Below are 26,014 nucleotides of genomic sequence, written 5' to 3'. Positions count from 1 at the left end.
GGCGATGAAGCGACTTAAAAACGAAATCAATTCACTGGTAAACCGCGGCGTTGACCGTCATCTGCGACTGGCGGTGACAGGATTGAGCCGCAGCGGTAAGACGGCGTTTATCACCGCGATGGTGAACCAGCTCCTGAACCTGCACGCCGGAGCGCGTCTGCCGTTGCTTGGCGCGGTGCGGGAAGAGCGTTTGCTGGGCGTTAAGCGCGTCCCTCAGCGCGATTTTGGTATTCCCCGTTTTACCTATGACGAAGGGCTGGCGCAGCTGTATGGCGATCCGCCCGCGTGGCCGACGCCGACGCGAGGGGTCAGTGAAATTCGTCTTGCGTTGCGTTTCCGCTCGAATGAATCCCTGATGCGCCATTTCAAGGATACCTCCACGCTATACCTTGAAATAGTTGATTACCCCGGCGAATGGCTGCTCGACCTGCCAATGCTGGCGCAGGATTACCTCAGCTGGTCACGCCAGATGACGGGATTGCTGCAGGGGCAGCGCGCCGGGTGGTCAGCCAAATGGCGCCAGCTGTGTGAAGGGCTGGATCCGCTTGCCCCAGCAGATGAAAACCGTCTGGCGGCCATTGCCGACGCCTGGACGGCGTATTTACACCAGTGTAAACAGGAAGGGTTACACTTCATTCAGCCGGGGCGCTTTGTTCTGCCGGGTGATTTAGCAGGCGCGCCTGCGCTTCAGTTTTTCCCCTGGCCAGATGTGGACGGGGTTGGCGAGTCGACGCTGGCGCAGGCTGATAAGCACACTAACGCCGGGATGCTGCGCGAGCGTTACCATTACTACTGTGAAAAAGTGGTTAAGGGATTTTATAAGAACCACTTTTTACGATTTGACCGTCAGATTGTGCTGGTGGATTGTCTGCAGCCGCTCAACAGCGGGCCACAGGCATTCAACGATATGCGCCTTGCCCTGACGCAACTGATGCAAAGTTTTCACTATGGACAGCGAACGCTGTTCCGCCGTCTGTTCTCACCGGTGATCGACAAACTGCTCTTTGCGGCCACAAAAGCCGATCACGTCACGGTTGACCAGCATGCCAATATGGTGTCGCTGCTGCAGCAACTGGTGCAGGACGCCTGGCAAAACGCCGCCTTCGAAGGGATCAGCATGGATTGCCTTGGGCTCGCGTCGGTGCAGGCAACGCAAAGCGGGCTGATTGACCTTAACGGCGAGAAAATACCGGCATTACGCGGGAACCGACTCAGCGACGGTGAACCGCTTACCGTGTATCCGGGCGAAGTGCCTGCGCGGCTGCCGGGTCAGGCCTTCTGGCAGAATCAGGGCTTCCAGTTTGAAGCCTTCCGCCCGCAGGCAATGAGCGTCGACAGGCCATTACCGCACATCCGTCTGGATGCGGCGCTGGAGTTTTTGATTGGAGATAAATTGCGATGACGGAACCGTTAAAACCGCGCATTGACTTTACCGGAACGCTTGAGCAGGACGCTCAGGAGGCGTTCAAAACGGCGCAGACGTTCAGCGGAACCCAGGCCGATAACTTTGCCCCGGCGCTGCAGGACGAGCCCGCTGTTGAGGACGGTCCGGCGGAGGCGGTCGTGGACGCCGCGCTGCGTCCAAAACGCAGCCTGTGGCGCAGGATGGTTACCGCCGGTCTGGCGCTGTTTGGCGTAAGCGTGGTGGCTCAGGGCGTGCAGTGGACGATGAATGCCTGGCAAACTCAGGACTGGGTCGCGCTGGGCGGATGCGCCGCGGGCGCGCTGATTGTGGGGGCGGGCGTCGGGTCGGTTGCCACCGAGTGGCGTCGGCTCTGGCGTTTGCGCCAGCGCGCGCATGAGCGTGATGAAGCGCGGGATCTGCTCCACAGCCACGGCACCGGGAAAGGTCGCGCGTTCTGTGAAAAGCTGGCGAGTCAGGCCGGAATCGATCAGTCGCACCCGGCGCTTCAGCGCTGGTACGCCGCCATCCATGAGACCCAGAATGACCGGGAAGTAGTGACGCTCTATTCCCACATGGTTCAGCCGGTGCTGGATGCTCAGGCGCGGCGCGAAATCAGCCGGTCTGCGGCGGAATCCACCCTGATGATTGCCGTCAGCCCGCTGGCGCTGGTCGATATGGCCTTTATCGCCTGGCGTAACCTGCGCCTGATCAACCGTATCGCGAACCTTTACGGTATAGAGCTGGGTTACTACAGTCGGCTCAGACTGTTTAAGCTGGTCCTGCTCAATATCGCGTTTGCCGGGGCGAGTGAGCTGGTGCGCGAAGTGGGAATGGACTGGATGTCGCAGGATCTGGCGGCGCGTCTCTCTGCCCGTGCGGCTCAGGGCATCGGTGCGGGGTTATTAACCGCGCGTTTGGGGATTAAAGCGATGGAAGTCTGCCGTCCGCTGCCGTGGATCGATGGCGATAAGCCCCGTCTGGGGGATTTCAGGCGTGAACTGATCGGCCAGCTCAAAGAGACGCTCAATAAAAAACCTGCGCCGTGAGGTTTTGTTCACTAATCGTGCTGGCTGTCAATATTTGTTGACAGCCATCTTCCGGATCACCGTGTTCTGACATATCATTTTACTGTTATTGGCTTAAAACGGTGAATTTCCCATGCGTCTTGAAGTCTTCTGTGAAGACCGTCTCGGTCTGACCCGCGAATTACTCGATCTTCTTGTTTTACGTAGCATTGATTTACGTGGCATTGAGATCGATCCTGTCGGGCGAATTTACCTCAATTTTGCCGAAATTGAATTTAATACCTTTAGCAGCCTGATGGCGGAAATCCGCCGTATCGCTGGCGTTACGGATGTGCGCACCATCCCCTGGATGCCGTCCGAGCGTGAGCACCTGGCGCTGAGCGCGCTGCTGGAAGCCATGCCTGAGCCGTTCCTCTCCCTGGATTTGAAAAGCAAAGTTGAGCGCGTTAACCACGCGAGCTGCCAGCTTTTCGCACAGAGTCAGGAGAAGCTGAGCAATCATCACGCCGCGCAGCTGATCCCCGGTTTTAACTTCCAGCGCTGGCTGGACAGCAATCCGCAGAACACGCACAGCGAGCATGTGGTGATTAACGGGCAGAATTTCCTGATGGAGATCACGCCGGTCTATCTGAAAGGGGAAGGGAATACCCGCGTGTTGACCGGGGCGGTGATCATGCTGCGCTCGACGCTGCGCATGGGTCGTCAGCTGCAAAACCTCTCCAGTCAGGACGTTGGCGCATTCAGCCAGATTATTGCCGTCAGCCCTAAAATGCGTCATGTGGTTGATCAGGCGCGTAAGCTCGCAAGCCTGACCGCGCCGCTGTTGATTACCGGGGATACCGGCACCGGGAAAGACCTGCTGGCTCACGCCGTGCATCTGGCGAGCCCGCGTGCGGCCAAGCCTTACCTGGCACTTAACTGCGCCTCTATCCCGGAAGATGCCGTTGAAAGTGAGCTGTTTGGTCACGCGCCGGAGGGCAAGAAAGGGTTCTTCGAGCAGGCTAACGGCGGCTCGGTGCTGCTGGACGAGATCGGCGAAATGTCGCCGCGTATGCAGGCTAAGCTGCTGCGTTTCCTGAATGACGGCACGTTCCGCCGCGTCGGTGAGGATCACGAAGTGCATGTGGACGTGCGCGTCATTTGCGCCACCCAGAAGAATCTGGTGGAACTGGTGCAAAAGGGGATCTTCCGCGAGGATCTCTATTACCGCCTTAACGTCCTGACGCTGAACATTCCGCCGCTGCGCGATTGCCCGCAGGACATCATGCCGCTTACGGAGCTGTTCGTCGCCCGCTTTGCCGACGAGCAGGGTGTGCCGCGTCCGAAGCTGTCTGCCGATCTGGGCACGGTGCTCATGCGCTACGGCTGGCCGGGCAACATTCGTCAGCTTAAAAACGCCGTTTATCGCGCGCTGACCCAGCTTGAAGGGTATGAGCTGCGTCCGCAGGATATCCTGTTGCCGGATTACGACGCCGGGACGGTATCCGTAGGCGAAGAGGCGATGGAAGGGTCGCTGGATGATATCACCAGCCGTTTTGAGCGCTCTGTGCTGACGCAGCTGTACCGCAGCTATCCCAGCACCCGTAAGCTGGCAAAACGCCTTGGCGTGTCGCACACCGCGATCGCAAATAAGCTACGTGAATATGGTTTGAATCATAAGAAAGGTGACGAATAACAAAAAAGCCTCTGCAAAGAGGCTTTTTACTTTTCACTTTAGATTTATTCCTTCGCCAGCGGCGTGTTAACGATGTCTGTTTTTGTCTCGCCCTGAATCGACGCAATCCTGCTTGCAACCTCTTTCACCTGCTGCGGGCTGTGGAGCAGGGTATAGGTCAGATCAAACTGCGCGCTGGCGCCAGGCTGCAGCTGCTTAACCCGCTTCTGTTCGCGTTCAATCGTGACGGGGTAGGCGTAGCTGGTGCCCGGTTCAATGCCCGTGACATAACCCTGCTTCAGCGTGTCGGTGTTTTTCCATAAGGTCAGCACGGGCAACTGGCGCGTATCAAACTGGATTGACGCGCCTTTATCGCCGGCTTTATTGACCACAGCCGCGAGCGTTTCGTGGTTGTTGTCGGCGAGCGGCTGAATATTAAAGACCATCTCATCAAAGCCTTTTGTCGGCCCGGCGTAGGTTTGCCAGTCGTTTACGCCCGCTTTGGCGTAGTCATTGAATGGGCTCACGCTCGCCGCCGGCGCAAGGAAACGTGCGCCTTCTTCGAGGATCGGCGTCCCGAAGTTGCTGTGATAGATGATTTGATAATCATGAGGGTAATCGGCATGGTTGGTCAGAACATCATGCAGACTGAACTGGTTGGTCCCTGGAACGTAGCGCAGTTCGGTCATGGTTTGCAGATCCGCTTTTTTGAACGTGCTCTCTTTGATCAAACCCCGAACGCGGATCTCATGCGGGGCGGTATCCGCCACCTCAACTTCCACCTGCGATACCGGTGTATTTCCGGCCCTGCCGTGAAGGGTATAAATTTGTCCATCTGCGGTGACCGGATGACCTGTCCACTCGTAGCCACAGCGCACCATCATCTCGTTGAAACCATCCAGCCAGCCGAGACCGTTTCGGCTTTCAAGATTGATATAGGCAGGATTGACGACCTCTTTGACGGGTGAATTCCATCCCAGTCGGGTGCCAAACCCTTCAACGTGCAGAAGGTTCATGCCGCGTGTCGGGCTCAGGGTAATCGTCAGGCCATCTTTACTGCTAATAATGATGACTTTACTGCCTTCCTGCTTGCCGCCGTGTAAGATTTTTTGCTCAATGCTGAACGTCTGATCTTTAACTTTCAGCTCATCACTGGAAATCTTCCAGTTTCCTTTCTCTACGCTGCTTTCAGCACTTGTCAGCACCCAGGTTTTAGCCGCGGCATGGCCAGAAACCAGGACCGCCAGAAGCGTAAAAGCGAATTTGATCTTCATATTGTATCCTTTTTGCTGAAACGATTATTTTCTTTCGTAAGCAAATCTAATGTTTAGACAAAAAGGGAAATGTGATGGGCTTCACTCGGGATGAAAATGGGGGATTTTTACGATTATTATGCGTTGTTGATCACGATCATGTTACATATTGTTCTGATTATTGCAGGATTAATGTGACATGCGAGCATTTAAGCTTTAACGATTCAGCTTTGAAATAATAAAAAACCCCGCCGAGGCGAGGTTGAGAATAAGTTGTATAGAATGCTAAGGACTTATTATGCTTTCAGCACGTCCAGCGCGGCAGTGTAGTCCGGCTCGGTGGTGATTTCGTTAACCAGTTCGCTGAAGACGACAGTGTCGTTTTCGTCCAGAACCAGTACAGCACGTGCTGCCAGACCTTTCAGTGGGCCTTCCGCAATGCTGACGCCGTATTTCTCGAGGAAATCTGCGCTGCGCAGGGTGGAGAGGGTGATAACGTTGCTCAGGCCTTCGGCACCGCAGAAACGGGACTGGGCAAACGGCAGGTCAGCGGAAATGCACAGCACAACGGTGTTGTCCATTTCAGTCGCCAACTGGTTGAATTTACGCACGGATGCGGCACAAACACCGGTATCAATGCTTGGGAAAATGTTCAGTACTTTGCGTTTGCCCGCAAACTGAGCCAGTGTGACGTCAGACAGATCTTTAGCCACCAGAGTAAATGCCTGCGCTTTGCTGCCAGCCTGCGGAATGGAACCTGCTACAGCAACCGGGTTGCCCTGGAAATGAACGAGTTGTGACATAGATATCTTCCTGTTTACATATAGTTAACGTCGTGGCTAGTGTATGCCATCAGCAGATAACACGGCAAACCAAATTTTTCGCCTTTCCGGGCCGCAAGGAGTCAGTGATGAGAAGCGTTAAGGTCTATGAAGAAGCCTGGCCATTGCATACCCCGTTTGTGATTTCGCGCGGCAGCCGAAGTGAAGCCAGCGTGGTCGTGGTTGAAATTGAAGAAGAGGGGGGGAAAGGTGTCGGGGAATGTACGCCTTATCCGCGCTATGGGGAAAGCCTTGCATCTGTAATGGCGCAGATCATGACCCTGGTGCCAGACCTGCAAAAAGGGCTCACGCGCGAGGCATTACAGCAGCGTTTACCCGCCGGGGCGGCGCGCAACGCCATCGACTGTGCGCTCTGGAGCCTTGAAGCCGCTCAGCAGCAAAAATCGCTGACGTCATTGCTGGGCGTGGTCGTGCCCGAATCGATCGTGACCGCGCAAACGGTCGTGATTGGTGAGCCGGAGCAGATGGCCGCCAGTGCGAAAGCGCTCTATGACGCCGGAGCCACGCTGTTAAAAGTGAAGCTAGACGATCGTCTGATCAGCGAGCGGATGGTCGCCATTCGCTCGGCGGTCCCCTCAGCCACGCTGATTGTGGACGCCAACGAGTCTTGGCATCCCGAAGGGCTGGCCGCGCGATGCCAGCTGCTGGCCGATCTGGGCGTGGCGATGCTGGAGCAGCCTCTGCCGGTAAAAGAGGATGCGGCGCTGAAGAATTTTATCCATCCGTTGCCCGTGTGCGCGGATGAAAGCTGCCACACACGCGAGAATTTGAGCGAGCTTAAGGGCCGCTATGACATGGTCAATATCAAGCTCGACAAGGCAGGCGGACTGACTGAAGCCCTGGCTCTGGCGGCGGACGCCAGGGCGCAGGGGTTCGCCCTGATGCTGGGATGCATGCTTTGCACCTCCCGGGCGATCGGCGCGGCGCTGCCGCTGGTCAATCAGGTTCGTTTCGCCGATCTGGATGGCCCTACGTGGCTGGCGGTTGACGTTTCACCGGCCCTGAAATTTACCAGCGGCGTGCTTCATCTCTGAGGCTGCCAGCGCAGAAGCTCCATCATGGCTTTTAAGTATTTTTCGCTGGCTTCGTCGGAGGAGATCGCCGGGAACTCAGCGGTGATGCAGGGCAAGCTTAAGTCGGCGCACCAGCTCCCGAATGATCCGGGTGTTTCATAACCCACGCTGGTGACGAGCGGCAGGTCGAACGCCCGTGCCAGCCACGCGCCCAGGTCAGAGTGGCGCGGATCTTCAATGCAGGCCAGCGGATCGTGGAAGGAGACAACCCAGGCGGGGTGGATCTTATGGATAAGCTGGCACAGCGCCTGCGTTTCCGGCTCTGAGCCAGGGTTGTCTCCCGTCAGCAACACCACGTCTCGCTCCTCGGCGGAGCTGTTCCAGCGATAAACCGTTTCGCCAGCGCGCCAGTTTGCTGCCGGGAAATTACGGTTCAGGTCGACGCCCCGCGCATTCGCCCGCAATCCCAGCTGACAGCCATCCGGATTGACGGCAAGAATCACGTGATGACGTCGTAATGAAGGGGTCAATGTCCGCAGCGCGCACGAGAGCGTGACGACAGACGAGTTTTCATCACCGTGCGTGCCGGCAATAATCAAACCGCTGTCGCGATCGGCATCGGGTGCCGGGAACCAGATCAGCGATGCGCCTAAAAATGAGCGGCCATATTGTTCAGCGCCCGGAGGGAAGGCGCCGCGTTCCGCGCGGGGTCGGGTGGTTGCCATACGAAATCCTGATAAAAAAGTCTCTACTGGCAGTGTTGTGCAAAAGCCGCTGTTAATCAAATAGTTTCCGTAGCGGCTGAGAATTGCCTTAAATCACTATTCAGGCGTAAGTTATTTGCATTTCTTATTGTCGAAACAAATAATTACGCATCTGCTTGTTACCTGAATTTTTTAAAGGGGATCTTATGAAGCATCCTGTTTCGCGTCTTTTCACCGCACTGTGCCTGTGCGGGCTCTCTACACTCTCATACGCTGCTGATGTCCCACAGGGCACGGTGCTGGCGCAAAAACAGGAGCTGGTCAGACATATTAAAGATGAACCGGCTTCGCTCGATCCGGCAAAAGCGGTGGGGTTGCCAGAGATTCAGGTGATTCGCGATCTTTTCGAAGGGCTGGTGAATCAGAATGAGAAAGGGGAACTGACCCCGGGCGTGGCGACGCGCTGGCAGAGTAACGATAACCGTACCTGGACGTTCACCCTGCGTGATAACGCAAAATGGTCTGACGGTACGCCGGTCACCGCGCAGGATTTTGTCTACAGCTGGCAGCGTCTGGTTGACCCAAAAACGACCTCTCCGTTTGCCTGGTTTGCAGCGCTGGCAGGTATCAACAATGCGCAGGCTATCATCGACGGTAAGGCAGCGCCTGATACCCTGGGCGTGACGGCGGTCGATGCCAGGACGCTGCGCGTCCAGCTGGATAAACCGCTACCGTGGTTTAGCAACCTGACGGCAAACTTCGCCTTCTATCCGGTGCAAAAAGCGAACGTCGAAAGCGGGAAAGAGTGGACGCGTCCGGGAGCGCTGGTCGGTAATGGCGCCTACGTCCTGAACGACCGCGTGGTGAATGAAAAACTGGTTGTCGTGCCGAACACCCACTATTGGGACAATGCGAAAACTGTCCTGCAAAAAGTGACCTTTATTCCGATTAACCAGGAATCGTCCGCCACGAAACGCTATCTGGCAGGGGATATCGATATTACCGAATCGTTCCCGAAAAACATGTATCAGAAGCTCCTGAAGGACATTCCGGGACAGGTGTATACGCCGCCTCAGCTCGGGACCTACTACTACGCGTTTAATACGCAAAAGGGGCCGACGGCCGATGCCCGGGTTCGTCTTGCCCTGAGTATGACTATCGATCGCCGCATTATGGCGGAAAAGGTACTGGGTACCGGCGAAAAACCGGCCTGGCATTTTACCCCTGACGTGACGGCGGGCTTCACGCCTGAACCTTCACCGTTCGAGCAGATGTCCCAGCAGGAGCTGAACGCTCAGGCCAAAACCTTGCTCCAGGCCGCAGGCTACGGCCCTCAGCGTCCGCTGAAGCTGAACCTGCTGTACAACACGTCGGAAAACCACCAGAAAATCGCCATTGCGGTGGCGTCCATGTGGAAGAAAAATCTCGGTGTGGATGTTAAGCTGCAAAACCAGGAGTGGAAAACCTACATTGACAGCCGCAATACCGGCAATTTTGACGTGATCCGCGCGTCATGGGTGGGGGATTACAACGAGCCCTCGACCTTCCTGTCCCTGCTGACCTCAACCCACAGCGGCAATATCTCGCGTTTTAATGACCCGGCTTACGATAAAATTATCCACCAGGCGACGCTCGAAACCACGGCGAAAGCGCGTAACACCGACTACAACCTGGCGGAGAAAATCCTTATGGAGAAAGCACCTATCGCGCCTATTTACCAGTACACCAACGGTCGACTGATTAAACCCTGGGTGAAAGGGTACCCCATTAATAACCCGGAAGACGTGGCGTATAGCCGGACGATGTATATTGAGAAGCACTGACGAGTAGGGGGTCGCTGCTACCAAATCCAGAACTGGCGCGGAGCTTAGCGCCAGTTGCTCCTTCTGATTCTCTCCCGCCACAGCAGAACGTCGCACTTTCCTGACGATACTTACTGCTGATATTTCTCAGGCGATACAAAAACAACACCATACGCAATGGTGGGTAAAAATTGCATGAGTTGAATATCGCCGTCTACACTTGAACAAAATAATATCTTGTGTTCTGCATATTAAAAACATGCAGTAACTCCAGTGAGGTCAACATGTCTTTCACTAACAGAGAGTTGCGTGAACTTGTCGAAACACAATTAAAATATACATTATGCGTTAGCATAGACAAGGCTACCAACGGCGATATATTCAATGCTGTGGCGCTGGCAGTGCGGTATTTTCAGCAAGATCGCTTTCTCGATAGTCAGGCCCGGCAACGCGTGGAAAAGAAAAAACGCGTTTATTATCTCTCGATGGAATTTTTGCTTGGGCAGTCATTACGCAATAACCTGATGAACCTGAATTTGCTTGATGATATGCGTCAGGTTGTCACTGACCTGGGGTTTGATTTCGATGGTATTCTTGACGAAGAACCCGATGCCGCGCTTGGAAATGGTGGCCTTGGGCGGTTAGCTGCCTGCTTTATTGACTCAATGGCAACGTTAGACATTGCTGCCTCAGGTCATGGCATTAAATACGAATATGGTTTATTCAGGCAGTCTTTTCAGAATGGTCAGCAAATCGAACATCCGGACGACTGGCATTCCATGCATTCCCCCTGGCTGGTTGAACATCATAGCCAGGCAATGCTGATCCCAATTGGTGGATATATCGAGCATGCAGATGATGCTGACGGGAATTATAATCCAATGTGGTTGGGGTGGAATACCATCGTTGGTATCCCAAATGACTATTTCGTTTCTGGCTACAGAGGTAGCACCACGAATAAGCTTCGTTTATACAGTGCCGTAGCCTCTAACTCTTTTGATATTCATATTTTCAACCATGGCGATTACATCAAAGCGGTCAGTGAAAAAATCGCCTCCGAGAATATTTCAAAAATACTCTATCCTTCTGATGAGATCCTCTCGGGCAAGGAGCTGCGACTGACTCAGGAGTATTTTCTTGTAGCATGTACCTTGCGAGATATTTTTCGCGAATACGCTGAGATTGAAACTGACATTTCGTTACTGCCGCGGCATGTCGCCATCCAGCTAAATGATACGCATCCAGCGCTGGCTGTTGTCGAGTTGATGCGAATACTTGTCGATGAATACAGCCTTCCCTGGCACCAGGCCTGGGATATCACCCAAAGAACCTGTGCATACACCAACCATACGTTGATGCCCGAGGCTCTGGAGACCTGGCCAGTGGCGTTGTTCGAAAAATTGTTGCCGCGACACTTGCAGATTATTTTTGAGATTAACCACCGTTTTCTTGCGGATGTCGCCTCCCGATGGCCAGACAAACCGCACTTATTGACCTCCTTGTCACTGTTTTCGGGGAACAACGAGAAAAGCATCAGGATGGCAAATCTGGCCATCGTCGGGAGTCACTGTGTTAATGGGGTGGCAATGCTCCATTCCGAGCTTATCAAAACGCACCTGGTTCCCGATTTTTATTTTATTACGCCAGATAAATTCATTAATCAGACCAACGGCATTACGCCGCGCAGATGGTTGCAGCAGGCTAACCCAAATCTTGCCGCATTTCTGAATCAGCAATTGGGCACCCGATGGCCGACGGATTTACATATGCTTCGACAGCTGGAGAAGCATGCGGATGATACGGGGGTGATCGATCATATTCGCGGCATTAAATTCAAAAATAAATCCGCGCTGAGCCAGATTGTTTCACATCGTTATGGGATTATGTTGGACCCGATGGCAATGTTTGATTGCCAGGTAAAACGCATTCACGAATACAAGCGCCAGCTTCTGAATATTCTGCACGTCATTTCTCTCTATATTGATATTAAAGAGAATGGGAGAACCATAGCGCCTAAGGTGCATCTTTTTGCAGGTAAAGCGGCACCCGGTTATCGAATGGCAAAGCTTATTATTCAGTTAATTAATGCTGTTGCGAATAAAATCAACAGCGATGCGCGTATTGCCGGACAGCTGAAAGTCATTTTTCTTGAGGATTACAAAGTCTCCTTAGCCGAAAGCATAATACCGGCAACAGACCTGTCTGAACAAATATCCACAGCAGGTACGGAGGCATCTGGAACCAGTAATATGAAGTTCGCGCTGAATGGTGCGTTAACAATGGGTACGTATGATGGTGCCAACATTGAAATTCTTAATGCTGTTGGGGCAGAAAACTTCTATCTTTTCGGCGCGACGGCTGAAGAAGTCAATGAAATGCGTTCAAATGGCGATAATAATCGTTTCTATCGTCAGAGCGATCCTCGAATGATGCGTATAGTGGATACGCTTATTTCAGGTGAATTTAGCGCCGATCGCGAAATTTTTGCACCGCTACACCATATGTTGACAACAGCCGATCATTATTGTCATCTGCTGGATTTTGACAGCTACAGTCAAACCCAACGTCAGGCAATGGCTGATTTTGAACATCCCCGCCAGTGGCATCGAAAAGCGTTGCTAAATATTAGCCGAATGGGAGAGTTTTCGAGTGACAGAACCATTCAGGGCTATGCAAGGGATATTTGGGGAATAAATTGCTGATGGTCATGCTTCCGGTTGCCTTCCGGGAGCGATATCGGTGCACTATGATCATCATTCGGGAACACGTTACGCCCCTGATGCGAGGCTGATTATGAACTTTGAAATACAGAGTGAAAATGACGTACAGATTGTCGTTCCGCTGGTTCGCAGGCTGGATGCTTCTGTCGAGCAGACCTTTAAGCAGCAGGTGCTGGAGGTGATTGAAAAAAGTAATAAAAAGATATTGCTGGATTTCAGCCACGTAGATTTTATTGACAGCAGCTGTCTCGGCGCGCTGGTATCCATACTCAAGAGTTTAAACGGCAAGGGTGAGCTGGTGCTGTGTTCGCTTAACAGCAATACACACGATCTCTTTAAGCTGACCAGGATGGATCGTATTTTTTCTATTAAGGCCAATCGGCAGGATGCCCTGCAGGTGTTGATGGGCTAATATCACAGCGCTCTTCGGGGAGAAAGCGGGATGTGCCAACGGTTAAAACGAGAACTGACGCATTCTCGCGCCAGTCCTGAAAACATGGCTCCGCTCCACCCGCACGGTATTCACCCGGACTGATACCGGCGCGCTATTGTGCTAATAACGCACTAAACTTCGCCAGCCACTGCGGATGGGCGGGCCAGGCGGGAGCCGTCACCAGGTTGCCGTCGACATGGGCCTGATCGATGCCGATCGTGGCGTAGTGTCCACCCGCGAGGCGTACCTCAGGTGCACAAGCCGGGTAGGCGCTACAGGTACGGCCTTTCAGGATGCCCGCGGCAGCGAGCAGTTGCGGGCCATGGCACACTGCAGCAATCGGTTTGCGCGCAGCGTCAAATGCCTGTACCAGCTTTAACACATCCTCATTTAGCCGCAGATACTCGGGCGCTCTGCCGCCGGGGATGAGCAGCGCGTCGTAGTCCTGCTCCTTTACGGCGGAAAAGTCGGCGTTGAGGGTAAAGCGGTGACCGGGTTTTTCGCTATAGGTCTGGGCGCCGTCGAAATCATGGATTGCCGTCATGATGTAGTCGCCTTTTGGTTTGTCGGGGCAGACTGCATCCACCTGATGGCCAATCATCTGCAAAGCCTGAAAAGGCACCATGGTTTCGTAATCTTCGGCATAATCGCCCACCAGCATCAGGATCTTCTTGCTCATCATTCCTCTCCCTTGTCATTAAAGATGATTAAGATATAGCCTGGCGTGGCTGAAATGCCGGAAATAAAAAAGCCCGTCAGAGCACGGGCAACATAAGCAAATGAATAAGTGATTCGTTATCAACGTAGTTGGAGGATAACGGCGCGTATCTTACGCGGCTGTCAGGCTTGCAGATACCTGACAAATTCGGTAGGTGAAACAAGATATTAAACGTGCGTTATGGTGCATCGAAGGTCGGGTAGAGACTATTTTCGAGAAATTCGACGAGGTACCAGATCTCACCGCTAAAAATAAACCATAAGCCAAATATAATAAGGAGCAAAATAATTAAGGTGAGTATTATTTCTGTTTTTCCCATTGCAGATTTTACCCACCTGAAGTTAATTGAGTCGAGGCAGGCATTGTAGCGGGGCTTTCCCGTATACTCCAGTTTCATGCTGCAAGGACTTTATTGCGTCCGTCATTTTTAGCGCGATACAGCGCGTCGTCTACCCGCTTAAACAGCTCATCAATCGTCTCGCCCTGGTTATGTCGCGCCACGCCAATGCTAACGGTAAACCGCGGTAAGCCCGGAATCGTAATGCGGGCAACGGCTGCACGGATCGACTCGGCAATCTGCAACGCGATGTCGAGAGGGGTATGCGGCAGCAGGATAACGAACTCTTCGCCTCCCCAGCGGAACACCAGGTCATTCTCCCGGCTACAGGCTTCCAGCGTTCGGGAGAGGGCGATAAGCACCTCATCGCCCTTCAAATGACCAAACAGGTCGTTGATGTTTTTGAAGCGATCGGTATCCACCAGCAGCAGGCTAAACTGCTGTAGGGCAGGAAGATGATTCAGGTTGTTGGGATCGGTAATCGCGTAGAACTGGCGCCGGTTGAGTAACCCGGTCATGGAGTCACGTAGCGCGGCATGTTCCAGCTCTTGCTCCAGTCTTTTTTGCTCGGTGATATCGTGGATGATGCACAGCATCAGCTTGTCACCGTAGATCTCAATGGGGCCGGCATACGTCTGAACGTGGCGGGTAGAGCCGTCGGCAAGGCGGTGAACAAAGTTGAGCGGCTTATGGCCGCCGGGCAGCGCGGCAATCGCAGTCATAATGGGCAAGACGTCTCGCCCAAGAGTATTGATTTCCCAGGTATGTTTACTGCACATGTCATCATGTGAGTAACCGTAAAAATAGAGCGCGGCCAGGTTAGCATCAACAATCTGGCCATCGCGGGCCGGATCGATTAACAGCATCGGCGCGCTGTTGGTCTGAAAAAAACGGGCGTAAAACCCCTGTTTTTTCCGCCGGTAGGTTGCGGAGCGGCTGGCCTTTAGCCCAGAGAGAATGTGCTGGGCGATCCCCTCGAAAACAATCACATCCCCCCAGGGGGCATAATGGGCAAGCGAGAGACGGCAGCTTAGCGGCGTATCCTGTCCATCCCGGCTTATTGTCCAGATTTCGACGATCTCCTGCCCGGTTTTCAGTTCAGGTACATACATCGACAGGAGGTGCTGTGCATTCGCGGAATAGAGGCCTTTACGCAGCTGGTCCAGCGTCTTCTCTCCCATAAGCTGCGTTGCGGTCACATTCGCAAAAACGATCGCTTCCGAAGCGGGGGAAATCAGCCACACAGGTGTTTTAATGACGTTCAGCGCTTCAAAACCGTTTTGGGACATAGGCATTTCCTGTTCATCGGCTCAATGCGCCTGACAATCATGACAGACGTGATGAGTGTCTACTGCTTTGAAACATACTCTACTCAACCCCGTCAGGCATGGTTTTTTTGCGAAATAAATGCGGGGTCCGTTTGAATTTTATTAATGGGTATAATTTGCCTGTCGGAGTTTATCTGCAGAAGCAGCCACGGCACCTGTTCGGCAGGTAAGGGGCGGGAGAAAAGATAACCCTGCAGGTAGTCGCAGCCGAGACGGGTAAGGACCTCCTGCTGCTCTTGCGTTTCAATCCCTTCAGCCACCACGTTCATTTCCATGGTTCGGGCGATACTCATAATGGTTTCAACCAGCTTGTAGCTTTTTTCATTTTCCAGCATCGACGTCACAAAGCTTTTGTCGATCTTGAGCTCTTTTGCCGGCAGCACGCTCAGCATCAGCAGGTTCGAGTAGCCCGTACCGAAATCATCAATCGAGACGGTGATCCCCGCATGATTAAACGCGTTGAGTAACTCAATGCTGCGGTCGAGATTTTTCAGCGCGGTGCTCTCCGTAACCTCAAGGATTAGTCTGGACGGGGACAAGCTATATTTTTCCAGCATCGACGATACGATGTGGAAAATGTCCGGCTGTTCGAACTGGACGGGGGATAAGTTGAGCGACAGCGTCCACTGGCTAAACCCTTGTTCAGTCCAGAAATGCAGTTGTCGACATGCCGCTTCAATGGCCCAGTTGCCCACCGGAATAATTAAGCCGGTTTGTTCCAGCGAGGGGATAAACAGGCCCGGCAGAACAACGCCTTGCTCAGGGTGCCGCCAGCGCAGCAGGGCTTCAAAACCATGGATAGTCTTCTCTTGTGCATACCAGGTTGGCTGGTACCAGAGTTCAAACTGATCGCGCTCAAGCGCCTGAGAGAGTTCCTGCAGAAAACCGGGTATTGCCGGGATTGCTGTCGACATCTCGGATCGGTAGTGCGCCCAGCCGTTCCGGCCGTCGTCTTTGACGTGATGCAGGGCTGCATCCGCCTTGAGCTTTAGCTCATGCAGCGTTTCGCCATCCTGAGGATAGAGGCTGACGCCCGCACTGATTGTCGTGCTTAGCGTATGACCACAGATCGAAAGAGGACGTCGTACATCCTCGAGCAACGACGCGAGCAGGGCGTTGAGTTTGTCGTCGTCACATTCCGGTACCAGCAGGATAAAGGCGTCACCTCCCAGCCTTGCCAGGGTCATCTCACGCGTGAGACGGGAAGTGATGCGCTGTGCAACGGTGATCAATAACTCATCTCCGACGCTGTGACCCCAGGTATCGTTGACGCGTTTGAAATGATCGACGTTCAGGAAAATGACGGCAAATTGCCTGTTACTCAGCAACGCGCTACGCAGGCAGTCCTGCATGCGGATGTCCATCTGATGGCGATTCGCAAGTCCGGTGAGCGCATCAAAGCGCGCCTGCAGCTCAAGCTGCCGATTGAGCTGCCGCAGATTGTCCGTCAGCCGGCCGGTACGCCGGTGAGAGTCGACAAGGGAAATAATTAACATCACGCCAAGCAGGCAGAGCGTGGTGACCGAAACCCAGATGGATAACCCGAGCTCGCCGATCCCACCGGGAAGGGTATGCGACATTTCCGGGTAATGCGCGGCACTCATGCCGGTATAGTGCATCGCACAAATGGCGGCGGCCATGACCAGGGCCGCGAGAAGGCGCTCGATAAAAACCCCTTTGTCTCGCAGGCGGAAAGCCAGCCACAGCGCAGTGCCGGAAGCCACCACGGCAATGACCACGGACAACCCCACAATACGGCGATCCCAGATGATGCTGCCATCCAGCATCAGGGCCGCCATACCGATATAGTGCATGGATACCACGCCTGCGCTCAGGATTGCGGTGGCAACGATGGGGCGAAAGAGAGACCGTTTTTTTCCCGCGACGGCAATATCAAGGGCCGTGGTCGACGCAATAACCGCGACGCCCAGCGATGCAAGGGTTAACCAGAGGTCATAGCGCATCATCATGGGCATCTGCATCGACAGCATGCCGATAAAGTGCATCGACCAGATGCCGATGCCGAGCGAGATGCCGCCGGCCATACGCCAGAACAGGGCAGCCTTTCGGCTGGAAAGGGGGATCTTTCCGGCACTGTCCAGCGCCACAAAGGAGGCGATAAACGCCACCAGATAAGAGATAGCGATTAACACAGGGTCCCACGATATATTGAGCATTATGCAATCCCACGCCTGAGAGGGTTACCGATTTCGCCTGCCGGGCACATCTTTATCTGGCAACGAACATGCGCATTCAAACAATATTAGTTTTTTATCGTGTAAAATGACCAGTCATATTAATACTCTAAAACGTATTAAGAATATAAAATATATTCTCATTGTTAACGTATTAAGCATTGCTAAACAAGAGCGAATAAAAGTAGCAAAGCTCCTTAAATATAACGGCGATTGTATCAGTGCGCCGCAGCGGATGGTATCGCTTAACGTAGCGGCAGACCAGTATCACAGCACGCTGCGAAGAACATTTTCACTAATACGCTTTTTTTATCTGACTTAAGCCAAATCCCAGGTTGCTAACGGCGAAAAAACAATCCCGTGAAGTTTGCGAGGAAAAACGTCTGAGCCAATGCTATAAGTCTAGATGCCGACCAAAATATAAAACGTGGGTATCATCATGCTAAGAAATATTAGTGTCAGGACCTTTATTATCGGGTTCCTTTTATCGCTATTTTTGGTAAACGCAGGTGTCGTTGTTCTAATTTCCAGCAAGTCCTCTCTCTTTATTTCCCTTAACGTTATCAATTTCGTTGCGCTATTTTTGCTTTGGGTCTACATGACCCGCTATCTTGTGACGCCGATCAATACGGTAAAGAGAAGTATTGAAGAGGTGACAGCAGGCAACCTTGGGGTTTCTATCCCGGAGTTTGGCAATAACTGCGCGGGTCGACTTATTCCCGGGATCAATAGCCTGTCCGGTAACATTGCGACGCTGGTGCGCGAGATCAGGGCGTCGTCGCAAACCGCCATGACCTTATCGGATCAGCTCTCGGCCCGTAGCGCTCAGCTCTCGGTGAAAACCGAACAGCAGTCTGCGTCTTTAGTGCAAACCGCAGCCAGCATGGAGCAAATGGCGGCGAGCACCAAAAACAATGCCGATAACACCCGCCTGGCGAGTGAACAGGCGAATGTGGCGACGCTGCAGGCGCGCAAGGGCGGGGAGCTGATGGGGCAGGTCGCCAACAATATGCAGTCCATTACCGAATGCGCCCAGCAGATGACGGAGATTATTTCATTGATTGACGGCATTGCGTTTCAGACCAATATTCTGGCGCTCAACGCGGCCGTTGAGGCGGCAAGGGCAGGCGACCACGGAAAAGGTTTTTCTGTCGTTGCGGAGGAGGTCAGAAACCTGGCACACCGCAGTGCAGAGGCCGCGAAGAATATCAAAGCGCTGATTGAAGTCACCAGCAGTAACGTCACGCAGGGCGCGACCGTGGTGTCACAGGCAGAGAAGAATATGCATGAAATCGTGACGGGGTCGGGGAACGTCAGCCGCTTGATGGATGAAATTTCCGCGTCGACCTCTGAGCAGGAGAAAGGCATTTCCCAGATCACGCTGGCGCTTTCGGAGCTGGAGCGGGTCACGCAAAGCAACGTGGCGATGGCGGAGGAACTCAACGGCTCCTCTGATGTCCTGCGCAATCAGGTGATTGAGCTGCAGGCCCGCACGCGTAATTTCAGACTGGATCAGGGATCGTTGTCCTCATTACCTGGCGGCTCGCCATCCTTCCTCCCGCGGCCAGAGCACTCTCTCTGACAAAACCGCAACATTCTCGCCGTATTTCTTGCCGGGTGGCGCTGCGCTTACCCGGCCTACACGCTGCCACAATATCAATACATTACACTCTTCACTGTAGGCCCGTGCAAGCGTAGTGCCGCCGGGCGAAACGCATGGCATGTACATTTCATGAACGATTTCAGCGCGATGGCATACATAGTTGTTGCTTAACCCCTGATGAAAGCTAGACTGACACCGAAAGAGCTAAAAGGCGGAGGAGCTGTGGAAAGCATTAAAGGATCTGAACTAAACGTTCCAGACGCAGTTTTTGCGTGGGTGCTGGACGGTCGCGGCGGTGCCCGGCCGCTGGAAGACAATGATGTGATCGACAGTGCGCATCCCTGCTGGCTGCATCTGAACTACACCCACCCGGACAGCGCTGACTGGCTGGCGTCGACCCCGCTCTTGCCTAACAATGTGCGCGATGCGCTGGCCGGTGAAAGCCTGCGCCCCCGCGTGAGCCGAATGGGGGACGGGACGCTGATCACCCTGCGCTGTATTAACGGCAGCACGGATGAACGTCCGGATCAGCTGGTTGCGATGCGGGTCTATATGGACGATGGGCTGATTGTCTCCACCCGACAGCGTAAGGTTCTGGCGCTGGATGACATCGTCAACGATCTGAAAGAGGGCACCGGGCCGATCGACTGCGGTAGCTGGCTGGTGGACGTCTGTGACGCGCTTACCGATCACGCGAGCGAGTTTATCGAAGAACTGCACGACAAAATCATCGACCTGGAAGATAACCTGCTCGATCAGCAGATCCCGCCGCGCGGTTTTCTGGCCTTGTTGCGTAAGCAGTTGATTGTGATGCGCCGCTACATGACGCCGCAGCGCGACGTGTATGCGCGGCTGGCCAGCGAAAGGCTCGCCTGGATGAACGACGACCATCGACGCAGAATGCAGGATATTGCCGACAGGCTGGGCCGCGGGCTGGATGAAATTGATTCCTGTATTGCCAGAACGGCGGTGATGGCGGACGAAATCGCGCAGGTGATGCAGGAGTCGCTGGCGCGAAGAACCTATACGATGTCCCTGATGGCGATGGTGTTTTTACCCAGCACGTTTCTGACCGGGCTGTTTGGCGTCAACCTGGGCGGGATTCCGGGCGGCGCTTATCGCTACGGCTTTACGGCATTTTGCGTGATGTTAGTTGTTTTGATTGGGGGTGTTGCATGGTGGTTGCATCGTAGTAAATGGCTGTAAATTTACGCTTTTTTCGTCTTTTTCCGGGATTAAAACGCTCTTTTAATTGAGCGAAGTCAATAAACATCTACCCCGTAAGGTGCAATATTACTCCCGCAGGTGAATGCAACGTCAAGCGATGGGCGTTGCGCTCCATATTGTCTTACTTCCTTTTTTGAATTACTGCATAGCACAATTGATTCGTACGACGCCGACTTCATAGTCGGCTTTTTTTTGCCTCCTGATTCTCAGCGTCTACCCTAAAAGGGACGACAGCAAATTCTGGAGGGAATGATGAGCATCCTTAACGCTCTGCTACTGCCACAATCGCGTCAGTCCGATCCTATCCCCAGCGATCCGGTACCCATGCCCGATCCCATCCCGCGTCCGCAGCCGATGCCGGACCCGCCGCCCGATGAAGAACCGATTAAATTGTCGCATCGAACCGCGAGATCTGCGAGGATACGCGCCATCTGACTGCAAAGATCACCACGAGAGACTACAGTGACCGCTTTTTCTACCCTGAATGTTCTGCCCGCCGCCCAACTCGATAATCTCAACGAGTTGGGATACCTCACGATGACGCCTGTTCAGGCGGCCGTCTTACCTGCCATTCTCGAGGGCCGTGACGTGCGCGTGCAGGCGAAAACGGGCAGTGGAAAAACGGTGGCATTTGGCCTTGGCCTGTTGCAGCATATCGATGCGGCGCTGTTTCAGACCCAGTCTCTGGTGCTGTGTCCGACCCGCGAACTGGCAGACCAGGTCGCGGGTGAACTGCGTCGCCTGGCGCGTTTCCTGCCCAATACCAAGATCTTAACCCTCTGCGGCGGGCAGCCGTTCGGCGCCCAGCGTGATTCGCTCCAGCATGCCCCGCACATTATTGTCGCGACGCCTGGCCGTCTTCTCGATCATCTGCAGAAGGGCACCGTCTCGCTGGATGCGCTACAAACGCTGGTCATGGATGAGGCCGATCGCATGCTGGACATGGGTTTCAGCGATGCCATTGACGAGGTGATCCGTTTTGCACCGGCCGATCGCCAGACGCTGCTGTTCTCCGCAACCTGGCCGGAAGCCATTGCCGCCATCAGCGGCCGCGTGCAGAAAAATCCCCTTACCATTGAAATTGACAGCGTAGATGCGCTGCCCGCGATCGAACAGCAGTTCTTTGAAACCTCGCAGCAGGGGAAGATCCCGCTCCTGCAGAAATTGCTGAGCCAGCATCAGCCTGCCTCCTGCGTGGTGTTCTGTAATACCAAAAAAGATTGTCAGTCGGTTTGTGATGCCCTGAATGCCGCCGGGCAGAGCGCGCTGTCGCTGCATGGCGATCTGGAACAGCGCGATCGCGATCAGACGCTGGTCCGTTTCGCGAACGGCAGCGCCCGCGTACTGGTAGCGACCGACGTCGCTGCGCGCGGTCTGGATATTAAATCGCTTGAGCTGGTGGTGAACTTTGAGCTGGCGTGGGATCCGGAAGTACACGTGCACCGTATTGGCCGCACCGCGCGCGCAGGAAACAGCGGTCTGGCGATCAGCTTCTGCGCACCTGAAGAGGCGCAGCGCGCCAATATTCTCTCTGAAATGCTGCAGATTAAGCTGAACTGGATGAATCCCCCAGCCGGCGTCAGCCTTGTGCCGCTGGAGGCCGAAATGGCGACTCTGTGCATTGATGGCGGTAAAAAAGCCAAGATGCGACCTGGTGATGTACTCGGTGCACTGACCGGGGATGTGGGGCTGGACGGGGCGGATATCGGTAAGATTGCTGTCCATCCGGCGCATGTCTACGTCGCGGTTCGCCAGGCGGTTGCCCATAAGGCATGGAAGCAGCTGCAAAACGGGAAAATTAAGGGTAAAACCTGCCGCGTACGTCTGCTGAAATAAAGCATGAAGCGTCTCAGAAGGTGTTTCTGAGACGCTAACCACTTACTTCACTTCAAGCACGTTCAGACGCAACTCTTCAAACTGATTGTCATCGTCTTCCGGCTGCCAGCCTGCTGGCTGCATCGGGATCTCTTCCCGGTCAAACGCCAGGTCTCCGCCGTTCACCACGTCTGAGTCATGGTTGATGCCTTTAAAGTCGAACAGTTCCACATCCGCGAGATGGGAAGGGACGACGTTCTGCATGGCGCTGAACATGGTTTCGATACGACCCGGATAGCGCTTATCCCAGTCGCGCAGCATGTCGCCAATCACCTGACGCTGCAGGTTCGGCTGAGAGCCGCAGAGGTTACATGGAATGATCGGGAACCCTTTCGCCTGGGAAAAACGCTCAATGTCTTTTTCACGGCAGTAGGCAAGCGGGCGGATCACAATATGTTTACCGTCATCACTCATCAGCTTAGGTGGCATACCTTTCATCTTGCCGCCGTAGAACATATTGAGGAACAGCGTTTGCAGGATATCGTCGCGGTGATGGCCCAGGGCAATTTTGGTCGCGCCCAGCTCCGTCGCGGTACGATACAGAATGCCGCGGCGCAGACGAGAGCACAGAGAACAGGTGGTTTTCCCTTCCGGGATCTTCTCTTTCACAATACCGTAGGTATTTTCTTCGACGATTTTGTACTCAACGCCCAGCTTCTCGAGGTATTCCGGCAGAATGTGTTCCGGGAAGCCCGGCTGTTTCTGGTCAAGGTTGACCGCCACCAGAGAAAATTTCACCGGCGCACTTTGCTGAAGATTACGCAGGATCTCCAGCATGGTGTAGCTGTCTTTACCCCCTGACAGGCAAACCATGATGCGGTCGCCTTCTTCAATCATGTTGAAGTCTGCAATGGCTTCGCCCACGTTACGGCGCAGTCGCTTTTGCAGTTTGTTCAGGTTGTATTGCTCTTTCTTTGTATTTGATTGATTTTCTTGCATTTATTACTACCTTCGGAGCCAATAGGGGCATAATAGGGGCAAAAATTTTTCAGCGTGCCAGCTTATCGTTAAGCATCAGCACCTGTTCGCCATTCATTTCTTCAATCCACGCACCGTAGACTTCATAAACCATTTGCGCGTTTTCATGCCCCATCTGGCTGGCTATGAAAGACGGGTTAGCGCCGGCAGATAAAAGCCAGCAGGCAAAAGTATGCCGCGTATGGTACGGATTCCGGCGGCGAATACCAGCACGTTTTACAGCTGCGTTAAATCTGGAGCCGATACTCGATAAAGAGTAGTAGGCTTTCTGTTTGCCCTTGCGCATCCTGGGCATGAAAACAAATCGCAGGTTTTGATATTCCATCGCACCATACTCGCGGTGATGAAAAACAATCTCGGTTTTGGGCTGTAACGAAGTCAGCGTACGCTGTGCCTTTAAGGCCTCTAGTGCTGGCTCTAATAGCGTGATAACTCGATCACCTGCATCGGTTTTTGGTGGGACGAACATTCCTAGCGCATTAAGGTTGCGCTGTATATGAGCCGTCCCTTTTTCCCAGTCGATATCTTCCCAGGCAAGAGCTGCGAGCTCTCCATGACGGACACCAGTATAAACTGCGAACGTCCACATATTGAGGCTTTGGCCACGCTCGGATTCCGCGAGCAAACTAAACTCCTGCTTCGTTAAAGGATCCGGTTTTACTTTCCCTTTGTGTAGTTTCTTGATCCCTTCAAAGGGTTTGCCACTGATAAAGCCAGATTTGTGTGCAAACCGAAGAAGGGAGCACAGAAGCGATATATAATTGTTCACGGTACGCACAGTGCGTCCCTGTTTGTTACTTCTGGGATTTGCCAGGTAAAGTGTCTCACCGTTCAACAGCTCCTTTCTGTATTTCAGAATGTCGCTGTGGCGTATAGTTGAAACAGGCGTATCTCCGTTAATGATGTGCATTAACGTACCGAGTTGTGAGCGCGTCTTACGCATGGTATTCGCGCTAATTTCGGTTTCTTTAATGCTCGTCCACAGTTCACACAGCTCTGAAAAGGTTTGAACTGAAACAGTGGTTACGGTTTTTTTTGCTCTGGACGATGAAGGAAAGCGCTGGTGGTAATCAAACTCTCCAAGGTTAATTTCGCTAACGATCACAGCCCGAAGGTTCCCGGCTTTTTTGATGTTCGCCGGGGTGTTAATCCAACCTTTGAGAATTTCGCGGCAACGCTTTCCCCGGTACATAAACCAGATACAAATCTTATTGTTTCTGATTTCGACACCTGTAGGCAAAGCTGCCATCTTACGCATCCCTTATTAACTGATTAATTCTCGGATAGTTGTACCAGGTTGTGCCACGCAAGGTTTTTTCTCCGGAAGGAGAAACCCGTTTAAAATGGACACCTTCCACCCAACAGCCCTGGCGATACTTCTCAATCTGTCGTTCGGTCAGGCCTGTTTTTTCTGTGAGTCTTGCGCCAACAACCCATTCTTCGTTAAAAATTACCTGCGACATGGTTTACCTCAGGTAACCGGCATGAGTATAGATATGCCGGTCTGTAGTCGTTGATATTTCAGTTTCAGTTTGCCTGGCCGGGCAGGGAACGCAGTCGGCGCATGCCGGTCATTGCTGTGGCCACGTAGCTTGCCTTGCAGTTGACCACTTCAACCCAGACCTTCACGCCTTCAACTCTCACCGTATAAGTCTCTTTCATCTTGCTGCGCCCATAGTCACCGTATCTTTGCTGGTGGGCTGCGAGTGCGATTTCACATGCCTGGCGAGCCAAAGGGGATTGCTTACTGCCTCGATTAATCAGCCGCATTTCTTCTACTTAAGGGAGGGGTTCCCCTCCCGATCTCGTTAGTCCACGTATTCCGGTTTCATATCCGCCAGGGTGATGCTGAACTGACCATGCAATTCGTCGCCCAGATGGCGTTTAGACGATGCAAGAACGCGCTCTACTTCCGCGAACCGAGCGGCTGCATCGGGCTCATCTGCTGGTGGCAAGGAATTGATTGCTGCTTCGACTTTGTTCCTTGCATCAACCAGGTAATAACGCTTCACGGCTTTGTTTTTCAGCTCAGTGAACAGGGCAGAACCCAGCGTTGATTTCACGGTTTCAATATCTGCGCGCAGAGCTTTAGCACTATCCACATCCTGTGCCGCCTCGATGCGATCACGGAAATCATCAGCAAGTGCATCGATGTTTTGAGCTGATTCCTGAGCCGTTTGAGTGGTAGTGACGTTGTCACCTGAAATGTCTGCAAGGCTTACGTGCTGCGCCGGTACCGGGTTTACCTCTCGTTCTTCACGGCGATCATCGAGTTCATCCGGGGTGTAGACGCCCAGAATCACATCCGGGCAGAACAGCCTCGCCCAGCGTTTGACGGCTAGGTATGCCAGTTGCTGGCGAGGGTCGTCAGCCCAGAGGGTAGAGTTTCGGGTTCGGGCCTGAGCCAGCAGCAAATCGAGTTCCCTTGGCTGATCTTCACCTTTCAGGGTTGCGCGGATAATAATGCCGATCCCGGCTTCGTCAGCCAGGGTCCAGCCCGGGACGCGGTACTCGCCTTTGTCGCCTTTACGGATATGGAATTTTCCAACTACCTTTTCCCATGGCCCGTACCATTCATATTCAAAGCGGCTGGCCAGCACGCCGCTGCGCGAAATGACTGCATTAACCAGCTGCGCTTCATACCCGAGCACACCGTTAATCAGGTGCGTCTTTTGGGCCACGGCGAAGGGATTCATCTGCCACTGTGCCGCTTGCATCGCTACAGCCATGCAGTCGGCCTGGTTGCCCTGCAGATGTTTAGGAACAGTGGCAGTGCCCTGGGCCATAATCTGCGCGAACGTGCTGATGGCGTTCAGATACTGGGAATCGAACAAAGCCACGTTGGAGTTAATAACGGTGTTCTGGTCAGCAACGGTAACGTTAGTGTTATGCATAAATCCCC

23 protein-coding genes are annotated in these 26,014 nt (G+C 53.6%); 11 read left to right on the top strand and 12 right to left on the bottom strand.

Going from position 1 to position 26,014, the window contains the following annotated elements; all coding sequences use genetic code 11:
- Positions 1-4 precede the first annotated feature (4 nt).
- From ACMGGU_RS10835 to tyrR, 3 genes are all read left to right on the top strand, one after another.
- A complete protein-coding gene (locus ACMGGU_RS10835) occupies positions 5-1,402 on the top strand; it encodes a YcjX family protein (protein ID WP_045415711.1) in 1,398 nt (465 codons plus the stop codon).
- Entirely contained in the window at positions 1,399-2,451 is a 1,053-nt protein-coding gene (locus ACMGGU_RS10830) for a YcjF family protein (RefSeq protein ID WP_032674907.1), read from the top strand. Before ACMGGU_RS10835 ends, ACMGGU_RS10830 begins: the two co-directional genes overlap by 4 nt.
- Before the next feature lie 112 nt (positions 2,452-2,563).
- Positions 2,564-4,105 (top strand): transcriptional regulator TyrR, encoded by a 1,542-nt coding sequence (gene tyrR, locus ACMGGU_RS10825; protein ID WP_008501254.1) that lies wholly within the window; start codon positions 2,564-2,566, stop codon positions 4,103-4,105.
- Positions 4,106-4,149: 44 nt separating this feature from the next.
- Here the strand turns inward: tyrR and ACMGGU_RS10820 are convergent, their stop codons facing one another.
- Positions 4,150-5,358 (bottom strand): aldose 1-epimerase family protein, encoded by a 1,209-nt coding sequence (locus tag ACMGGU_RS10820; RefSeq protein WP_167211065.1) that lies wholly within the window; start codon positions 5,356-5,358, stop codon positions 4,150-4,152.
- 275 nt (positions 5,359-5,633) lie between these two features.
- Entirely contained in the window at positions 5,634-6,140 is a 507-nt protein-coding gene (gene tpx, locus ACMGGU_RS10815) for a thiol peroxidase (protein ID WP_023335907.1), read from the bottom strand.
- Positions 6,141-6,247: 107 nt separating this feature from the next.
- On the opposite strand from tpx, the gene ycjG reads away from it, so the two are divergent.
- Positions 6,248-7,213, top strand: coding sequence for an L-Ala-D/L-Glu epimerase (gene ycjG, locus ACMGGU_RS10810; protein ID WP_420300544.1), 966 nt, complete (start codon positions 6,248-6,250; stop codon positions 7,211-7,213).
- Here ycjG and mpaA read toward each other — a convergent pair.
- Positions 7,204-7,917: a murein tripeptide amidase MpaA gene (gene mpaA, locus ACMGGU_RS10805; RefSeq protein ID WP_104950820.1), complete on the bottom strand. Its 714-nt coding sequence runs from the start codon at positions 7,915-7,917 to the stop codon at positions 7,204-7,206. The two genes, ycjG and mpaA, sit on opposite strands and share 10 nt — an antisense overlap.
- A 185-nt stretch (positions 7,918-8,102) precedes the next feature.
- Between mpaA and ACMGGU_RS10800 the strand changes: the two genes are divergently transcribed.
- The 3 genes from ACMGGU_RS10800 (at position 8,103) to ACMGGU_RS10790 (ending at position 12,830) form a co-directional block, all read left to right on the top strand.
- On the top strand, positions 8,103-9,719 hold the full coding sequence (locus ACMGGU_RS10800; RefSeq protein ID WP_262789627.1) for a peptide ABC transporter substrate-binding protein: 1,617 nt from the start codon (positions 8,103-8,105) through the stop codon (positions 9,717-9,719).
- 263 nt (positions 9,720-9,982) lie between these two features.
- Positions 9,983-12,400: a glycogen/starch/alpha-glucan phosphorylase gene (locus ACMGGU_RS10795; protein WP_353143078.1), complete on the top strand. Its 2,418-nt coding sequence runs from the start codon at positions 9,983-9,985 to the stop codon at positions 12,398-12,400.
- Between the two features lie 91 nt (positions 12,401-12,491).
- Positions 12,492-12,830, top strand: coding sequence for an STAS domain-containing protein (locus ACMGGU_RS10790; RefSeq protein WP_157189288.1), 339 nt, complete (start codon positions 12,492-12,494; stop codon positions 12,828-12,830).
- Positions 12,831-12,963: 133 nt separating this feature from the next.
- Here the strand turns inward: ACMGGU_RS10790 and ACMGGU_RS10785 are convergent, their stop codons facing one another.
- The 4 genes from ACMGGU_RS10785 to ACMGGU_RS10770 all read right to left on the bottom strand — a co-directional run bounded on the left by ACMGGU_RS10785 (position 12,964) and on the right by ACMGGU_RS10770 (position 17,411).
- Positions 12,964-13,530: a DJ-1/PfpI family protein gene (locus ACMGGU_RS10785; protein ID WP_080347316.1), complete on the bottom strand. Its 567-nt coding sequence runs from the start codon at positions 13,528-13,530 to the stop codon at positions 12,964-12,966.
- Positions 13,531-13,747: 217 nt separating this feature from the next.
- Positions 13,748-13,888 (bottom strand): Ecr family regulatory small membrane protein, encoded by a 141-nt coding sequence (locus ACMGGU_RS10780; RefSeq protein ID WP_045909000.1) that lies wholly within the window; start codon positions 13,886-13,888, stop codon positions 13,748-13,750.
- A gap of 74 nt (positions 13,889-13,962) precedes the next feature.
- Positions 13,963-15,195 (bottom strand): sensor domain-containing diguanylate cyclase, encoded by a 1,233-nt coding sequence (locus ACMGGU_RS10775; protein ID WP_252077046.1) that lies wholly within the window; start codon positions 15,193-15,195, stop codon positions 13,963-13,965.
- 92 nt (positions 15,196-15,287) lie between these two features.
- Complete coding sequence (locus tag ACMGGU_RS10770; protein WP_252077047.1) at positions 15,288-17,411, bottom strand: putative bifunctional diguanylate cyclase/phosphodiesterase; 2,124 nt, start codon at positions 17,409-17,411, stop codon at positions 15,288-15,290.
- A gap of 457 nt (positions 17,412-17,868) precedes the next feature.
- On the opposite strand from ACMGGU_RS10770, the gene ACMGGU_RS10765 reads away from it, so the two are divergent.
- The 4 genes from ACMGGU_RS10765 to dbpA all read left to right on the top strand — a co-directional run bounded on the left by ACMGGU_RS10765 (position 17,869) and on the right by dbpA (position 22,095).
- Positions 17,869-19,011: a methyl-accepting chemotaxis protein gene (locus ACMGGU_RS10765; RefSeq protein ID WP_069719081.1), complete on the top strand. Its 1,143-nt coding sequence runs from the start codon at positions 17,869-17,871 to the stop codon at positions 19,009-19,011.
- 243 nt (positions 19,012-19,254) lie between these two features.
- Complete coding sequence (gene zntB, locus ACMGGU_RS10760; RefSeq protein ID WP_023292275.1) at positions 19,255-20,238, top strand: zinc transporter ZntB; 984 nt, start codon at positions 19,255-19,257, stop codon at positions 20,236-20,238.
- 291 nt (positions 20,239-20,529) lie between these two features.
- Positions 20,530-20,694 carry a hypothetical protein gene (locus ACMGGU_RS10755; protein ID WP_304665500.1) on the top strand — a complete coding sequence of 55 codons (165 nt, stop codon included), beginning with the start codon at positions 20,530-20,532 and terminating at the stop codon, positions 20,692-20,694.
- 27 nt (positions 20,695-20,721) lie between these two features.
- A complete protein-coding gene (dbpA, locus tag ACMGGU_RS10750; protein WP_252077048.1) occupies positions 20,722-22,095 on the top strand; it encodes an ATP-dependent RNA helicase DbpA in 1,374 nt (457 codons plus the stop codon).
- Between the two features lie 42 nt (positions 22,096-22,137).
- Here the strand turns inward: dbpA and ttcA are convergent, their stop codons facing one another.
- From ttcA to ACMGGU_RS10725, 5 genes are all read right to left on the bottom strand, one after another.
- The gene (gene ttcA, locus ACMGGU_RS10745) at positions 22,138-23,073 is read right to left on the bottom strand and encodes a tRNA 2-thiocytidine(32) synthetase TtcA (RefSeq protein ID WP_048223561.1); all 936 of its coding nucleotides are present in this window, start codon (positions 23,071-23,073) and stop codon (positions 22,138-22,140) included.
- 49 nt (positions 23,074-23,122) lie between these two features.
- On the bottom strand, positions 23,123-24,361 hold the full coding sequence (locus ACMGGU_RS10740) for a site-specific integrase (RefSeq protein WP_136431216.1): 1,239 nt from the start codon (positions 24,359-24,361) through the stop codon (positions 23,123-23,125).
- Between the two features lies 1 nt (position 24,362).
- Entirely contained in the window at positions 24,363-24,575 is a 213-nt protein-coding gene (gene xisR / locus ACMGGU_RS10735) for an excisionase family protein (protein WP_014884030.1), read from the bottom strand.
- A 64-nt stretch (positions 24,576-24,639) separates the two neighbouring features.
- Positions 24,640-24,882, bottom strand: a complete 243-nt coding sequence (locus ACMGGU_RS10730) for a DUF4060 family protein (RefSeq protein WP_020882485.1) — start codon at positions 24,880-24,882, stop codon at positions 24,640-24,642.
- 38 nt (positions 24,883-24,920) lie between these two features.
- On the bottom strand, positions 24,921-26,006 hold the full coding sequence (locus ACMGGU_RS10725; RefSeq protein ID WP_059357662.1) for a RecT family recombinase: 1,086 nt from the start codon (positions 26,004-26,006) through the stop codon (positions 24,921-24,923).
- Positions 26,007-26,014 lie beyond the last annotated feature (8 nt).

It is taken from the genome of Enterobacter sp. BNK-8 (assembly GCF_048685095.1).
GTDB lineage: Bacteria > Pseudomonadota > Gammaproteobacteria > Enterobacterales > Enterobacteriaceae > Enterobacter > Enterobacter quasiroggenkampii.
Note: the sequence above shows the minus strand (reverse complement) of the source record. Positions and strands in the feature narration are given on the sequence as shown.

Excerpts from the sequence above, each read along its gene's own strand:
- ACMGGU_RS10800 (WP_262789627.1), top strand. The coding sequence starts at position 8,103 with ATGAAGCATCCTGTTTCGCGTCTTTTCACCGCACTGTGCCTGTGCGGG.
- ACMGGU_RS10790 (WP_157189288.1), top strand. The coding sequence starts at position 12,492 with ATGAACTTTGAAATACAGAGTGAAAATGACGTACAGATTGTCGTTCCG.
- xisR (WP_014884030.1), bottom strand. The coding sequence starts at position 24,575 with ATGTCGCAGGTAATTTTTAACGAAGAATGGGTTGTTGGCGCAAGACTC.
- ACMGGU_RS10770 (WP_252077047.1), bottom strand. The coding sequence starts at position 17,411 with ATGCTCAATATATCGTGGGACCCTGTGTTAATCGCTATCTCTTATCTG.
- ACMGGU_RS10740 (WP_136431216.1), bottom strand. The coding sequence starts at position 24,361 with ATGGCAGCTTTGCCTACAGGTGTCGAAATCAGAAACAATAAGATTTGT.
- tpx (WP_023335907.1), bottom strand. The coding sequence starts at position 6,140 with ATGTCACAACTCGTTCATTTCCAGGGCAACCCGGTTGCTGTAGCAGGT.
- ACMGGU_RS10785 (WP_080347316.1), bottom strand. The coding sequence starts at position 13,530 with ATGAGCAAGAAGATCCTGATGCTGGTGGGCGATTATGCCGAAGATTAC.
- ACMGGU_RS10830 (WP_032674907.1), top strand. The coding sequence starts at position 1,399 with ATGACGGAACCGTTAAAACCGCGCATTGACTTTACCGGAACGCTTGAG.
- ACMGGU_RS10765 (WP_069719081.1), top strand. The coding sequence starts at position 17,869 with ATGCTAAGAAATATTAGTGTCAGGACCTTTATTATCGGGTTCCTTTTA.
- ACMGGU_RS10795 (WP_353143078.1), top strand. The coding sequence starts at position 9,983 with ATGTCTTTCACTAACAGAGAGTTGCGTGAACTTGTCGAAACACAATTA.
- ACMGGU_RS10780 (WP_045909000.1), bottom strand. The coding sequence starts at position 13,888 with ATGGGAAAAACAGAAATAATACTCACCTTAATTATTTTGCTCCTTATT.
- ACMGGU_RS10820 (WP_167211065.1), bottom strand. The coding sequence starts at position 5,358 with ATGAAGATCAAATTCGCTTTTACGCTTCTGGCGGTCCTGGTTTCTGGC.
- ACMGGU_RS10775 (WP_252077046.1), bottom strand. The coding sequence starts at position 15,195 with ATGTCCCAAAACGGTTTTGAAGCGCTGAACGTCATTAAAACACCTGTG.
- tyrR (WP_008501254.1), top strand. The coding sequence starts at position 2,564 with ATGCGTCTTGAAGTCTTCTGTGAAGACCGTCTCGGTCTGACCCGCGAA.
- ycjG (WP_420300544.1), top strand. The coding sequence starts at position 6,248 with ATGAGAAGCGTTAAGGTCTATGAAGAAGCCTGGCCATTGCATACCCCG.
- ACMGGU_RS10725 (WP_059357662.1), bottom strand. The coding sequence starts at position 26,006 with ATGCATAACACTAACGTTACCGTTGCTGACCAGAACACCGTTATTAAC.
- ACMGGU_RS10730 (WP_020882485.1), bottom strand. The coding sequence starts at position 24,882 with ATGCGGCTGATTAATCGAGGCAGTAAGCAATCCCCTTTGGCTCGCCAG.
- mpaA (WP_104950820.1), bottom strand. The coding sequence starts at position 7,917 with ATGGCAACCACCCGACCCCGCGCGGAACGCGGCGCCTTCCCTCCGGGC.
- ACMGGU_RS10835 (WP_045415711.1), top strand. The coding sequence starts at position 5 with ATGAAGCGACTTAAAAACGAAATCAATTCACTGGTAAACCGCGGCGTT.
- ttcA (WP_048223561.1), bottom strand. The coding sequence starts at position 23,073 with ATGCAAGAAAATCAATCAAATACAAAGAAAGAGCAATACAACCTGAAC.